Annotated in this window: 13 protein-coding genes; 7 read left to right on the top strand and 6 right to left on the bottom strand. The window is 53.1% G+C overall.

Features of this window, described 5'->3' with window-relative positions:
• Nucleotides 1-5: 5 nt before the first annotated feature.
• Nucleotides 6-314 carry a single-stranded DNA-binding protein gene (locus ACO0LH_RS09230; protein WP_422940782.1) on the top strand — a complete coding sequence of 103 codons (309 nt, stop codon included), beginning with the start codon at nt 6-8 and terminating at the stop codon, nt 312-314.
• Between the two features lie 261 nt (nt 315-575).
• Here ACO0LH_RS09230 and fumC read toward each other — a convergent pair whose 3' ends face one another.
• On the bottom strand, nt 576-1,985 hold the full coding sequence (gene fumC, locus ACO0LH_RS09225; RefSeq protein ID WP_422940781.1) for a class II fumarate hydratase: 1,410 nt from the start codon (nt 1,983-1,985) through the stop codon (nt 576-578).
• Between the two features lie 187 nt (nt 1,986-2,172).
• Here fumC and ACO0LH_RS09220 point away from each other — a divergent pair, with 187 nt between their 5' ends.
• Nucleotides 2,173-2,598, top strand: coding sequence for an OsmC family protein (locus ACO0LH_RS09220; protein ID WP_422940780.1), 426 nt, complete (start codon nt 2,173-2,175; stop codon nt 2,596-2,598).
• A gap of 109 nt (nt 2,599-2,707) precedes the next feature.
• Nucleotides 2,708-4,057, top strand: coding sequence for a PQQ-dependent sugar dehydrogenase (locus ACO0LH_RS09215; protein ID WP_422941166.1), 1,350 nt, complete (start codon nt 2,708-2,710; stop codon nt 4,055-4,057).
• A 249-nt stretch (nt 4,058-4,306) separates the two neighbouring features.
• Here ACO0LH_RS09215 and ACO0LH_RS09210 read toward each other — a convergent pair whose 3' ends face one another.
• The 5 genes from ACO0LH_RS09210 to ACO0LH_RS09190 all read right to left on the bottom strand — a co-directional run bounded on the left by ACO0LH_RS09210 (nt 4,307) and on the right by ACO0LH_RS09190 (nt 10,503).
• Nucleotides 4,307-4,801, bottom strand: coding sequence for a hypothetical protein (locus ACO0LH_RS09210; RefSeq protein WP_422940779.1), 495 nt, complete (start codon nt 4,799-4,801; stop codon nt 4,307-4,309).
• A 135-nt stretch (nt 4,802-4,936) separates the two neighbouring features.
• Nucleotides 4,937-8,467 carry an EAL domain-containing protein gene (locus ACO0LH_RS09205; RefSeq protein ID WP_422940778.1) on the bottom strand — a complete coding sequence of 1,177 codons (3,531 nt, stop codon included), beginning with the start codon at nt 8,465-8,467 and terminating at the stop codon, nt 4,937-4,939.
• 135 nt (nt 8,468-8,602) lie between these two features.
• Nucleotides 8,603-9,463 carry a YihY/virulence factor BrkB family protein gene (locus ACO0LH_RS09200; protein ID WP_422940777.1) on the bottom strand — a complete coding sequence of 287 codons (861 nt, stop codon included), beginning with the start codon at nt 9,461-9,463 and terminating at the stop codon, nt 8,603-8,605.
• Nucleotides 9,464-9,522: 59 nt separating this feature from the next.
• On the bottom strand, nt 9,523-9,669 hold the full coding sequence (locus tag ACO0LH_RS09195) for a lmo0937 family membrane protein (protein WP_422940776.1): 147 nt from the start codon (nt 9,667-9,669) through the stop codon (nt 9,523-9,525).
• Nucleotides 9,670-10,380: 711 nt separating this feature from the next.
• Complete coding sequence (locus tag ACO0LH_RS09190) at nt 10,381-10,503, bottom strand: hypothetical protein (RefSeq protein ID WP_422940775.1); 123 nt, start codon at nt 10,501-10,503, stop codon at nt 10,381-10,383.
• A gap of 165 nt (nt 10,504-10,668) precedes the next feature.
• Here ACO0LH_RS09190 and ACO0LH_RS09185 point away from each other — a divergent pair, with 165 nt between their 5' ends.
• Genes ACO0LH_RS09185 through ACO0LH_RS09170 form a run of 4 tightly spaced genes read left to right on the top strand, consistent with a single transcriptional unit; the run spans nt 10,669 to nt 14,234 of the window.
• Nucleotides 10,669-11,802: an MlaE family ABC transporter permease gene (locus ACO0LH_RS09185; protein WP_422940774.1), complete on the top strand. Its 1,134-nt coding sequence runs from the start codon at nt 10,669-10,671 to the stop codon at nt 11,800-11,802.
• Nucleotides 11,802-12,638: an ABC transporter ATP-binding protein gene (locus ACO0LH_RS09180; RefSeq protein ID WP_422940773.1), complete on the top strand. Its 837-nt coding sequence runs from the start codon at nt 11,802-11,804 to the stop codon at nt 12,636-12,638. Before ACO0LH_RS09185 ends, ACO0LH_RS09180 begins: the two co-directional genes overlap by 1 nt.
• A 7-nt stretch (nt 12,639-12,645) precedes the next feature.
• A complete protein-coding gene (locus tag ACO0LH_RS09175) occupies nt 12,646-13,584 on the top strand; it encodes an MlaD family protein (RefSeq protein ID WP_422940772.1) in 939 nt (312 codons plus the stop codon).
• Complete coding sequence (locus tag ACO0LH_RS09170) at nt 13,581-14,234, top strand: ABC-type transport auxiliary lipoprotein family protein (RefSeq protein ID WP_422940771.1); 654 nt, start codon at nt 13,581-13,583, stop codon at nt 14,232-14,234. The genes ACO0LH_RS09175 and ACO0LH_RS09170 overlap by 4 nt, the downstream gene beginning before the upstream one ends.
• Nucleotides 14,235-14,377: the final 143 nt, after the last annotated feature.

The following is a 14,377-nucleotide window of genomic DNA, read 5'->3' as shown; positions in this document are numbered from 1 at the left end:
AATTTATGATAGACGCATTAATCGCCGGACGTATCTACGGCCAGGTTGAAGAACGGTCAGGACAGAATGGTTCAGTGTATGTGACCTGTAAAGTACGCGCAGCGACAGATGACGGTGAATTTATCATCTGCAATGTTATCGCATTCAATGATGCAATACGCAATACCTTGCTCGGTCTGGGTGATGGCGACAGCCTGTCATTATCGGGGGCTTTGACACCCAAAGTGTGGACTGACAAGCAAGGTAAAGCCAGACCGGCACTGGATTTGATCGCACACAGTGTCATCACTGCACATTTGAATGCAGATGATTAATCAAAGGTGCGCATGCACCATTTTCGGTTTTTCTGAATAGATGGATTAAATACGATGGTGCGATTGATCGCACCCAAGATACGGCAATTTTTAGAGTGCAATCAACTGCACGGCTTTCCGGCGAAAAACGGCAACTTGAGAAACAAGGGACGCAGGTTTCTCATTGCACTTAACTGCGTCCCCGTGGTCTGCCTTTTGGCATTCAGCGCATGGTCATTGATGCGATTTTACTCTGCGAAGCTTAGTACATGGCAACCCAAGCTACACCATATCTTCAGCCCTGACCCAGGCATCAAATTCTTCTGCTGTCACATAAGCCAGTGCCAGTGCGGCTTCACGCAAGGTGGTGCCGTTTTTGTGCGCATGCTTGGCGATGCTGGCGGCTTTGTCATAGCCGATGTGCGGGTTCAGTGCAGTAACCAGCATGAGGGAATTATTGAGCAGTTCATCGATGCGCTGGCGGTTGGCTTGCAGGCCCTTGACGCAGTGTTCATTAAGGCTGCTCATGGCATCGGCCAGCAGGCGCACGCTTTGCAAAAAGTTGTGGGCGATCATGGGCTTGAAGACATTGAGTTCAAAATTGCCCGAGGCACCGCCTATGCTGATGGCCACATCATTGCCCATGACCTGGCAACACACCATGGTGACAGCTTCGCACTGGGTGGGGTTGACCTTGCCGGGCATGATGGAACTGCCGGGTTCGTTTTCTGGTATCTGCAATTCGCCCAGGCCGCTACGGGGGCCGGATGCCAGCCAGCGGATGTCGTTGGCGATTTTCATGAGAGCGACAGCCAGGGTTTTTAGTGCCCCGTGCGCGCTGACCATGGCGTCATGCGATGCCAGGGCAGCAAAGCGGTTGGGCGCAGCGACGAAATGGATATTGGTATCGTTTGCCAGGCTGGCAGCCACGCGCTCACCAAATTCTGCATGGGTATTGAGGCCGGTGCCGACCGCCGTGCCGCCGATGGCCAGTTCATGCAGGGCGGGCAATGTGGCGCTGATAGCCTTGCCTGCATGGGCCAGCTGGGCAACCCAGCCAGAAATTTCTTGCCCCAGCGTCAGCGGCGTGGCGTCTTGCAGATGAGTGCGGCCGATTTTGACAATGTCAGCAAAGGCGACGGACTTGGCATGAAGACAGCTGTGCAAATCATCCAGTGCAGGCAGCAGGTCGTGAATGATGCTGGCGCAGGCGGCGACATGCATGGCGGTGGGAAAGACATCGTTCGATGACTGGCCCATGTTGACCTGGTCATTTGGGTGTACCAGACGGCTCATGCCACGGCTGCCACCCAGTAATTCTGAAGCGCGGTTGGCTAGCACTTCGTTCATGTTCATATTGCTTTGCGTGCCGGAACCTGTCTGCCATATCGACAGCGGGAAAGCATCCGGATGTTGGCCCGCCAGCACTTCATCGGCCGCATATTGTATGGCGGCGGCCAGCTTGCCGTCGAGCAAGCCCAGTTCATTGTTGACCTGGGCGCAACTGCGCTTGACACGGGCCAGTGCGGTGATCAGCGCATCGGGCATTTTTTCTGTCGAAATGGCGAAATGATGCAGGGAACGCTGGGTTTGCGCACCCCATAATGCCTGTTCCGGTACTGCAATATCGCCAAAAGAATCACGCTCTGTTCTGTCGGCGCTGTTGACGCCGTGTTGAATAGGTTCAGTCATTTGTTTCTCCATTGCTAAAACCGGGTACCAGCGCTAAACATTCTAGCACTTCATCGATATGCCCATCTTGCCCACCGGCTATCTGCCCTAGCTGCCGTGTCCGTTATGTACGCCTGCGAACAGACGTTGACAAGAACTGGACTTATGGTACAGGGGTACGCGCTTCTCTGCGCGAAGGAGAACCATCATGATACGTACCGCATCTGCCGCCTGGACTGGCGGCCTGAAAAACGGTAAGGGGCATATTTCCAGCGAAAGTGGCGTAATGAAGCAGGCGCCCTATGGCTTTGCATCGCGCTTTGAAAGCGGCGCAGGTACCAACCCCGAAGAACTGATCGCCGCAGCCCACGCAGGCTGCTACACCATGGCATTGGCATGCAAGCTCGATGAAGCCGGCATGACTGCCGACCACCTCGAAACCACTGCTGCCGTCATGCTGGAAAGACTGGAAGAAGGCTTCGTCATCAGCGCTATCCATCTGACGGTGCGTGCCCGCATAGCCAATGCCGATAAACCCGCTTTTGCAGCACTCGCTGCCGAGGCCAAGACGAACTGCCCGGTATCCAGACTGGTAACGGCCAACGTCACGCTGGATGCGCAAGTGCTGACATGAAACAAGGCAGGACTATTGGACGCGATGACAGGTCCTTACTGTAGTCAAAATTACACCCATAGCCACAAATAAGAAAACAGATACAAATCGGGATAACAAGATGAAAAACATGACACCACACCGCTCCCTGCCGTTTACCCGTAAACTGGTTTTTCCCATGCTGCTGGCCAGTCTCGCTGCATGCGCAGTGGCGACACCAGCAGATGACAAGACCCTAGGTTTTGGCCCCAACCCCAAGCTGCCAGAGCCAGAAAGCAATTTGCTGCCCACCGTCAATATTGCCCCCGCCAAGGGCTGGACGACAGGTGCCAAGCCGACGCCAGCTCTGGGCTTGCAAGTCAATGCCTATGCCGCTGGCCTGAAGCACCCGCGCATGCTGCATGTCTTGCCCAATGGCGATGTGCTGGTGGCAGAAAGCGATACGCCAAAACCGCATGATGAAACCGGCGGCATTAAGGCCGTGAAAAACTGGGTACAGAAAAAAGTGATGAGATCGGCTGGCTCATCTGCCCCCAGTGCAGACCGCATCACGCTCTTGCGCGGGCTTGATGCCAACGGCAATGCGAGTACCCGCACGGTCTTTTTAAGCGGCCTGCATTCACCTTTTGGCATGGCGCTGGTGGGTGACTACCTGTACGTCGCCAATACCGACGCCATCATGCGCTATCCTTACAAGGCAGGGCAGACCAGCATCACTGCACCCGGCGTCAAACTGGTGGATCTGCCAGCCGGCAAAATCAACCATCACTGGACCAAGGATCTGGTTGCCAGCCCCGATGGCAAGTTCCTGTATGTATCCGTCGGTTCAAACAGCAACGTCGCAGAAAACGGCATGGAAGCAGAGGCCGGCCGTGCTGCCATTCATGAAGTTGACCTCGCCACCGGCCATATGCGCATCTTTGCCAGCGGCTTGCGCAATGCCAATGGCCTCGCCTGGCAACCGCAAAGCGGTGCACTGTGGGCAGCTGTCAATGAACGTGATGAACTGGGCAATGACCTCGTGCCCGATTACATGACCTCAGTCAAGGATGGCGGTTTCTATGGCTGGCCCTACAGCTATTTCGGCCAGCATGTCGATGTCCGTGTGAAAGAACAGCACCCTGACCTGGTTGCCACTGCGTTGATACCTGACTACGCACTCGGTGCGCATACGGCCTCACTGGGCCTGACCTTCTACACCGGAAAACTGCTGCCTGCGCAATATGCCAATGGCGCATTCGTTGGCCAGCATGGCTCATGGAACCGCACACCGCATAGCGGCTATAAGGTTATCTTCGTCCCCTTCACTGACGGCAAACCCAGCGGACAGCCACAAGACGTGCTGACCGGCTTTTTAAGCGCTGCTGCCACCGCCAACGGCAGGCCGGTAGGCGTCGCCGTGGATAGCGCAGGTGCATTGCTGGTGGCCGATGACGTAGGCAATATCATCTGGCGTGTGACGCCCAAGACGACGCCTTGATCGCGTGGCTTGTGGTGCGGCTGATAGCAACTACTGACATGCAACTTGAAGACCAAGAACCTCACCACAGAGCCACTGAGACACTGAGGCTCAGAGGAGCGCGGAGAAAATTGCTTATTATCAGTTCGCTGTGTTACCGCTTTTTTCAACGGGAAGCGATGCGATTAGTCGCAGCGCTTTTTGCGTTCAATCACGAATAGAAGTCGTCTTTAAAAAGCTTTCATCAACAGAAAAACTATCATTTTCCAATTAAGGTTTCTCAATGGCTGGTTCTATTGAGGTAAAGTCATTTTTATTTTTTTCGATCCATTCTTTCGCACTTGTTATTCCATCTTCCGCATAGCTTTGACCATTTTTTTGTGCCAATTCCAGCCACTTTAATGCCTGTTCCACATTATTCTTAGTTTTTGTCCGCAACAGGACATAACCGTAATTATATTGACCTACCGCGTTTCCCAATTCAGCGGACATGCCTAACCAATACAAGCATTTTTCATAATTCCGGTCACCTACATCAAAATACATACCCAGTTTGTTTGCAGCAATACCATTGCCGTTTAGCGCATCTGTCATCAAGGTATCGATTTCACTTTTAGAAAGATACATGGGACCAACAGTCCGGTTCTTTAAAATCTTTTTTGTCTGTTTTTTTGCCAAATCCGCCGCATTCGCCGGAGCTTCGCCGTTAGAAAAAGCATGTCCTGAAATCACGAATAAAAGGCTAAGAAAGATTAAATTTTTCAATGGAATTTACGCTGATGAATGAATTAAGGCTAATCGTAACGCAGATAGCATCCCCATCAATAATGGGTTTCGCTGATTCTCGAACTTCATATTTTCCAGACGAAAGAGGTTTCAAAGATACCCAAGTCACACAACTCATGGCACCTTGCAGATTTCCTTCATCCGTATCGTCTCAAATTCCCCTATCGGCATGGGTCGACCAAAATAATAGCCCTGGTAAGCATGGCAGCCCTGGCTGGCGAGGTAGTCTCTTTGTTCGGCGCTCTCCACACCTTCGGCGATGACGGACAGACCCATGCTTTGGCTCAGGGCGACGATGGTGCGGGCGATGGCGGCATCGTTGGGGTCGGTCAATACATCGCGCACGAAGGACTGGTCGATTTTCAATTGATCCAGTGGCAGGCGTTTCAGATACGTCAATGAGGAGTAGCCGGTACCAAAGTCGTCCAGCGAAAAACACAGGCCAGCGGCTTTCAGGGCAATCATTTTCTGGATGATGTCTTCCACATCATCAACAAGCAGGCTTTCAGTCAGTTCCAGTTTCAAGAGACGCGGGTTGGCACCGGTCTGATTGATGATATCGAGTACCTGTTCCACGACATCGGGCTGACGGAACTGGCGGGCGCTGACGTTGACGGCGATGGTCAGGTGGGCACTGTCTTCTTGTTGCGCCCAGCAGACCAGTTGCAGGCAGGCAGTCAGCAAGACCCAGTGTCCCAGTGGCAGGATGAGGCCAGTGGATTCTGCCAGCGGAATAAACTCGGCAGGTGAAATCATGCCGCGTTGCGGATGCTGCCAGCGCACCAGGGCTTCGACACCAATCAGTTCGCCATGGCGACCGACCTGGGCCTGGTAATACAGGCGCAACTGGCCGCTGCGCAAACCTTCGCGCAATTCTTTTTCCATGGCGGCACGGGCGGTCACTACTGATTGCATGCCAGGATCAAAAAAGCGCAGGGTGTTGCGGCCAGCGGTCTTGGCGGCATACATGGCCAGGTCAGCCTGTTTCATCAGTTCATCAAAACCATTTTCATGATTGGCGAGAAGGGTGACGCCTATGCTGGGTGTGCTATGGCATTCATAACCGGCCAGATCGTAAGGCTGGTTCAGCGCGACCAGAATTTTCTTGCCGACCATTTCTATCTGGGCGGCAGCTTCGCTAGCGGTGACGCTGAGATTCTCCAGTAGCAGCACAAATTCATCACCGCCAATGCGGGCCACGGTATCATCATCGCGCACACAATTGATCAGGCGTTCTGACACTTGCTGCAACAGCAGGTCACCCTTGTAATGGCCCTGGGTATCATTCAATATTTTGAAGTTGTCGAGGTCGATATACATCAGCGCGCCCTTGCGACCTGAACGGGTTGACGATAGCAAGGCCTGTTGCAATCGGTCAGTCAGCAGGCGGCGGTTGGGCAGGCGGGTCAGCGGGTCGTAAAATGCCAGTGTCTTGATTTCATCTTCAGCAGCTTTGCGCATGGTAATGTCGACCAGGGTGCCGACATAATGCAGTAGTTCATTATTACGGCCACGCACGGCGGTAATGGTCAGCCATTGCGGGCTGATATGGCCTTCTTTATGCCGGTTCCAGACTTCCCCCTGCCAATTGCCTTCGGTTTCGAGCTGGCGGTTCATGCTGGCAAAAAATTCTGCATCATGGCGGCCCGATTTTAAAATGCCCTGAGTTTTTCCTATGGCGTCTTCTCGGCTATAACCTGTGATTTCGGTGAACGCACGGTTGACCTGCTGGATGACCTTGGCGGCATTGGTGACAAACATGCCTTCATGCGACTCAAACACGGTAGCCGCCAGGTGCAGACTTTGTTCTGCCTGTTTGCGTTCAGTAATGTCGCGTACAAAGGCAGGGAACAGTTCCTGACCCTGCAAATAGCGTACCGACACTTCGACGTCGATGATGCGACCATCCTTGCAGCGGTGACGGGTTTCAAATTGTTCGCTACCAGCCGCACGTACACTGTTGAGCCTATCAGGGACTTCTTTACCACGTGCTTCATCGACGATATCAATGTCCGCCACGTTCATGCTTAACATTTCTTCACGGCTGTAACCCATCATCTTGCTGGCCGTCTGGTTGACATCTTTAAGGTCGCCATTCTTGTCCAGCAGCCAATACGCATCCATGGCAGTTTGCAATATCATTTCGTCAAGGTCGGTGACGCGTTTGCGTTCAGTAATATCTACTGCCAGCCCCCCCAGCTGTGGCACACCATCAGAACTAATAAACACGAACTTGTTGACCAGCCACCAGCTACTGGTGCCATCGGCATTTTGCCCTGGCCAGATGGCTTCATGCTGATGGCGGTCTGCCAATAGTTGCATGTCATCGCTATGGTATTTGTCTGCAACGCTGGCGGGAAACAGGTCATGGTCGGTCTTGCCTATCACCTGTGCACGCGTCAGGGCAAAACGGCGGGTAAAGTTATCGCTGATGAATTGATAGCGGCCGCTGTTGTCTTTGATCCATGCGACGATGGCGCTGTTGTCAAGAAACGCACGGAACTGCAAATCGTTGAGTTGCTGCGCGCTGAGCATGCGGTTAAATTCCAGCGCCACTGCCTGCAGTTCAGCAGGGCCGTTAATGTGTGCCCTGGCCAAATGGTCACCACGCTGCACGGCGCGAACCGTGCTGGCCAGTGCGATAATTGGTTTGGTAATGCGGCGGGCCAGAGCCAGGGCCAGCAAGATCAGCAAGACGATCATGACCAGGGTCAAGGCGATGGATTGCACTGCCCTTTCCCTGGCCTGGGCAAAAATGGTATCAGCCGGTACGCCGACAAAACAGACCAGGCCATATTCAGGCAGAGCAGACACAGAAAAGAAGCGCACCACACCATCAACGGCACGGCTTTCAAATTCACCATTTTTGATGGCCACGATGCGCCTGGCAGCGTCTGCATCAGGCCGGATGCCTATCACTTTTTCCGGGTCCAGATTGCGCCATACAAGAATGCCATCATCGCGAAAGAAACCATAACGGCTCGATTCTGGCAAGAACTGGGCCGGGATATTGGGATCATAAAAGCCAACATCGAGCGACATGGATACCACGCCTACCATCTGCTGGCGGCTATCCCAAACTGGCGTACTGAGCGTGGTTGACCAGGCTTCGGCAGACTCCGTGTGGCGCGGTGCGGCGATGGTCAGGCTTTTTTGCCGTATGGTGTTTTGTATATCTTCGAGGCGGTTACGTTCCTGCTTGACATCCTGGCTGGTATCGCTACTGCTACCTTGTACGGAACATAATAGCTTGCCGTCCAGATTACTGATGGTGACGTGCGCATATTCAGGGTTGAGGCGGGCGAAATCAGTGAGCTTGGCGGGACATTCTTGCAATTCCAGTTGTCTCACCAGGGGCAAGCTAGCTATCCCTTCCAATGTCTGACGCGCGTGGGCCAGTTTGGCATGTGTATTTTTCAACATGACGTTGGTCATGCTGTTCAGCGATGTCTTGGTATTGCGGATGGATTGCTGGAAATCCTGATAAATGCCAAAGCCCACCGCCAGCACCAGCGGCAACGACACCACTAGCACCAGCATCAGCAGATAGGTCCGGACAGACCGGGTGCCATGCGCATGCCCATACCCTGAGGCGGAACTGGCCGACTTTACAGCAGTCTCTAACTTGTCAACCAAGCCTTTCATTGCGCTTTCCTGTGTGTTTTCTAAAACACCAAACCTGCCAAACCGGATTCCATCAATTGCACCAACAACAATTTACCATATGTCAGACTGACAATGGCGAAGTCAACTATCACAGATTGTTAGCTGGCTTCGTTTCTAAGGTGGCAATTTGGCCTGGTTTTTGAGGCTACCCAGGGTATAGGCATATTGCCGGGTGAACTCAGCACCCAGCAAAAAAATCTGGGCAGAATAGTAAACCCATAGCAATAAAGCAATCATAGAACCAGCCGCACCAAAGCTGCTGGCGACCCCACTATTGCCGATATAGACACCAATGCCATATTTGCCTATGGAAAACAGCCCTGCAGTACCCAGCGCCCCTGTCCAAACATCGTGCCATGACAGGCGCACTTGGGGCAACATCTTGAAGATCACCGCAAACAGGCAGGCAATGACGGCAAAACTAAGCATCGACGACAAAGGCAAAAACACCAACGCCACGGCCACACGGCTGCCACCCCAGTAGTTTTCCAGTGCGACCAATACGGCGCTGATCACCAGTGATACCAGCATCAAAAAAGCCAGCACCAGTATCAGCCCGAAAGACAGCAGGCGAGTACGCAAAAAGCGCCACCAGCCGGCCGTACTGCGCGGTGGTACTTGCCAGATTTCGTCAAGGCTGTCTTTCAGCTCGGCAAACACGCTGGTCGCGCCCACCAGCAACAACAGGCTGGCAACGATGGTTGCCAGCCTACCGTCAGCCGGGTTGCGCGCACCCGCCAGCAAAGCCTGTATGGCCTCCGCACTACTGCGGCCAACAAGACCCTGTATCTGGCTAAACAATTCCCCCTGGGCAGCCTGCTTACCATAAAAGAAGCCCGCGACAGCCAACACCAACACCAGGATGGGGGCCATTGAAAACAGGGTATAAAACGCCAGCGCCGCACCCTTGCTGGATGCCCGATGGCGCAACCACTCTTCTATGGTTCGGCTGACCATCCCCCACATCAAACGCATTGATGCGGGTGGACGCAGTTTACTGCTTAACAAAGGTACAAAATTGCCTGGCACACTCGTCAGACCCCTCGACCACTGATCAGACGCAACAGAATCATGATGACCGCGATAACGAGCAAGACGTGGATAAAGCCACCGATGGTATAAGCCGACACCATGCCAAGCAGCCACAGAATGATTAAGACGACAGCGATTGTATAGAGCATGATTTTTCTTTCAAAAAGTGGTTAAAGACTTAACTGCTTGCGTTATCAGAGCGTCATACCAGTCATATGACTGTCATTACGATGATTACAAGCTGCAAAAAGCAGTGCAGATATTTTTATTGGCACAGCTTTTTTTGTCCTGTTAAAACAGCGCTTGCACAAGGCTTTATCTCCCACCAAACACCTATGCAATCGACTTCGATTCTGAACATCTTGCAGCAAAGAGTCTGTTCGCCAACACACATTAGTAGGGCTGTGGCAATTTTTTGTATTGAGGCCCACTGTCAGCAGTTATGTAGTCGGCTATGTCGTGAGCTTGGCGTGAGCTATTAACCTCCAGACAACAAGATGAGGCACTCCCATATCGAGTGTGGTTTCCAATCACTGGACGGTGCAAATTTTGTGAATGTTCGTACGCTAACGCACAGAAATGTTTTCTTGCATGCGACATCATAACGACAAATAATAGATACTGCCTTGACACAAAACCGTTCTGGCATGCTACGGCGCGGCGAGGCATTACAGTTACCTAAAGTTACGGCAAGTTACTGTTGTTACTGTTAAGTCGCTGGAGTGGTTTTGTGTGAATGTGGTGTTAGCAAGAAGCTGGGCAACACATGCGACGCTGCTGTGCAATGCGTTGGTCACTTTGTTCAGATAGTCATCTACAGGCCTACATATAAGAGCCTATCCCTGCAAATCACTGCCTTTTCACGCGAGTTGAAGAATGACAAGATTGAGCGCAACAGGATTTTTTAATTGATGCGCATCATAGTCACTTCCTGCTCCATATAAAAACCTGTTTTCCGTCTCTGTCATATGATGGTCATTCATGACAGATTTTCTGTAGCAGAATTTTTGCCATTATCAAAAACCTGAAAAAATATCTGAAAATCTTCAGCTATTATTCATATATTAGCCATCTATTGTACGCTGACGTACAGATGAAAAAAAAGGACGGGGATACGCTGGCGTCACTATCATTCGACTGCGCACGGCATGCCATCCATACCGAATACCCCTGCTGCGATTACCCAGGCTTCCTCCGGCGTCATGACGCTGTCAGGCAGCTGGACAGCGCGCAATCTGGGTCGCATCAACCGGCAGCTCGATACTTTATTACTACGTCATGCGCATGATGAAACCATCTTGCAACTCGATGGTCAGCAGATACAGAAAATCGATACCGTAGGTGCATGGATCTTGCAGGCACGCCTGAAGAAACTGCGTGATTCAGGGGTGAAAATCAAACTGCTGTCCTGGCCTGCCAGTCACCAGAAATTGCTGGACAATGTCAGCGAGGTACCAGTGGCACCGGCCACTGACGTCATCAAGCCGCCATCGCTGCTGGAAAGACTGGGCAAAACTGCCGTCACAAATATTCAAGAGCAGCTGGCGCTGTTAAGTTTTATTGGACAGATCAGCGTCACTTTGCTGAGTGTATTGCGGCATCCGCGCCGCTGGCGTGGCCGCACTATCCTGCACAATATCCAGGTAGCTGGCTTTGAAGCCTTACCTATCGTCGGCGTTACCGCATTTTTGCTGGGCATCGTAGTCGCTTATCAGGGCGCCGATCAGCTCAAGCACTATGGTGCAAACATTTTTGTGGTGGAGCTGGTCGGCTATTCCATGCTGCGCGAATTTGCACCGTTGATTACGGCCATCATCATTGCCGGGCGCTCTGGTTCAGCCTATGCGGCGCAGATAGGCACGATGGTGGTGACCGAAGAAATCGATGCCATGCAGACCATAGGCATCGTCCCTATCGATTTGCTCGTCATTCCCAAATTGCTGGCGCTGATGGTGGCGTTGCCACTGCTGACTGTCTTTGCCGACCTGATAGGCGTGTTTGGTGGCATGGTCATGGCCAGCTCGCAACTGGGAGTGGGTTTCCATGAATTTCTGGAGCGCTTCGCCAGCGAGATACCCTTGAAGACCCTGCTGCTGGGCGTTGGCAAATCGGCGGTGTTCGCGCTGGTGATCGCCATCATCGGTTGTTACCAGGGTTTTCGTACCGAAGGCAACGCCGACAGTGTAGGCCGCCAGACCACCCGCAGCGTGGTGCAGGCAATTTTTACCGTCATCGTGCTTGATGCGGTCTTCTCTGTCATCTTTAATCTCCTGGATTTGTAATGAATGCAGACAATGTCATAGAAATGCGCAAGGTTTGCACCCGATTTGGTGACAAGGTCGTACACCAGGATCTGGACCTCGATATACGCCGCGGCGAAATACTGGCCATCGTCGGTGGCAGCGGCTCAGGCAAGTCCACACTGCTACGTGAACTGATTTTATTGCATACACCAGATTCAGGGTCAATCACCGTGTTTGACCAGAACCTGGCGCAGGTATCCGACGACGGTGCCAACCTGTTACGCCAGCGCTGCGGCGTGATGTTTCAGAAAGGCGGCCTGTTCAGCACCCTGACGGTGCTGGAAAACATAGGCTTGCCACTGCGCGAGCATACTGATCTGGATGAGCAACTGATAGACGAAATCGCTGCCTGGAAATTGTCTCTGAGCGGGCTGGAACCGGCGGCCGGCAAGCGCTACCCGGCCGAACTGAGTGGTGGCATGTTAAAGCGCGCCGCACTGGCACGCGCGCTCGCGCTGGACCCTGAATTGTTATTCCTTGATGAGCCCACCGCCGGGTTGGACCCGGCAAGCGCGACTGGCCTGGATACACTGGTACGCAGCCTGCATGCCTTATACCGGCCAACGATAGTAATGATTACCCATGACCTCGATTTGCTGTGGCAGGTCACCACCCGAGTTGCTGTATTGGGAGAGAAAAAAGTGCTGGCCATAGGCTCAATGGAAGAATTATCAAAACTGGAACACCCTATCATCCGGGAATATTTTGATGGGGCACGTGGGCGTGCGGCGCAGGAACAGGCAGCCAGTCATACGCCTACCGCAGAGCCGGCAGTAACTTTAGCACCCACGTCAACACCATCTCAGAAAAAGTAGAAACATTATGGAAACCAAAGTCAATTATGCTGCTGTCGGTGCCTTTGTACTGGTGCTTGCTTCCTTGCTGGTGGCAGGCATCTTGTGGCTGTCGGTAGGACTCGGGAAACAAAAACATTATGCGCTGTACCTGGCTGTCATCAATGAATCGGTGGCTGGCCTGAATGTGGATGCCCCAGTCAAATACCTGGGCGTGGATGTAGGCAAAGTGCGAGCCATCAAACTTGACCCTGACAACCCGCAGCAGGTACACCTGGTATTTGCCATTGAAGAAGGCACACCGGTCAAGACCGATACCGAAGCAGTGCTGAAGACGCAGGGCCTGACCGGTATCGCCTATGTGGAACTGAGCGGTGGCTCTCGCAACGCCGCTGTGCTGGTCGCCACCGATGACCATCCCTACCCGCTGATACGTACCAAGGCATCACTCAGTGCACGGCTGGAGAATGTGCTGAGTTCTGTGCTGGCCAACGTAGACCGCACGGCAGCCAATGTCAACGCCATCCTGAATGTGGAAAACCGCACGGCCTTAAGCAAGATATTGATTGATACATCTACAGTGATGAGTACCTTGGCAGCGCAGAAAAACGCCATGAGCACGGGCATCTCCAATGCGGCAAGAACGACTGCAAACACAGCGCGTGCCACGGACCAGCTGGATGCCGTCATTGCCCGCATCGGCAAAGCCGCGGATTCCGTCGACAAGATGGCGAAAGAAGCCGGCGCCGCCAGCAACAGCGCGAAGAAAACCGTGGATGACCTGGGTGGTGGCGTACGCCAGTTGACCGGCGACACCCTGCCAGAACTGAACCGTCTGCTGGTAGAAATGAATGCCCTGTCCACCTCTTTAAAACGTCTGGCAGAACAGACCGAACAAAACCCCAGCAGCCTGATACGGGGCCGCCAGCCCGTACCATATGGACCAGGAGAGAAGAAAACACCATGATCAATTTATCCTTACGCAGCATGACCAGCACTGCCGCTGCCGCCCTGTTGCTGTGCACGTTAAGCGCCTGCTCGGCATTGCAACCGGCCAATGTGCCGCCGTCTTCCATCTATACCCTTGATGAAGCTGCTACCAGGCTAAGCAGTACTACGCCAGCGCCGGTAGCGGCCAATGCGCCCAGCATCATCGTCAGTACCCCCCATGCCGACGCCGGTTTTGACAGTGCGCAGATGATCTACGTACGCACTGCGCACCAGCTTGAGTACTTCCGTGAAAGCCAGTGGATCAAACCACCGGCTGCAATGTTGCCGCCGCTGGTCGTGGCAGCGCTGGAAGGCAGCGGCAGCTTCAAGGCGGTCATGCAGGCGCCCAGTATCGCCAATGCCGATTACCGGCTGGACCTGGAAGTGAAACGTCTGCAACAGGAATTTTTCAGCAGCCCAAGTCAGATCCATTTCACACTGCGCGCCTATTTATCTACCGCCACCAGTCGCGATATTGTCGCCTGGCGTGAATTTGACATCCGCATTGCTGCGCCCAGCGACGACCCGTATGGCGGCGTCGTTGCCAGCAATCAGGCGGTGCAAAAAGTGGTGGCAGATCTGGCGGTATTTTGTAGCGAAGCGGTAGCGGGACGAAGCAAGAAATGACGGGCGTGTATTCGAGTTGAATGCCAGAAAACCCAGAGGAATTGGGGTACAACCTGGGCACAGAGAAATTCTGTATTAACGTACAAAATAAATGATGGCTATCCTTCGCATATGAAGCTTAAAATAACTGACACACCGCTCAC

This window comes from Undibacterium sp. TJN19 (genome assembly GCF_049339485.1).
Classification (GTDB): Bacteria; Pseudomonadota; Gammaproteobacteria; order Burkholderiales; family Burkholderiaceae_D; genus Undibacterium.
This window is presented reverse-complemented; position numbering and strand designations above follow the sequence as displayed.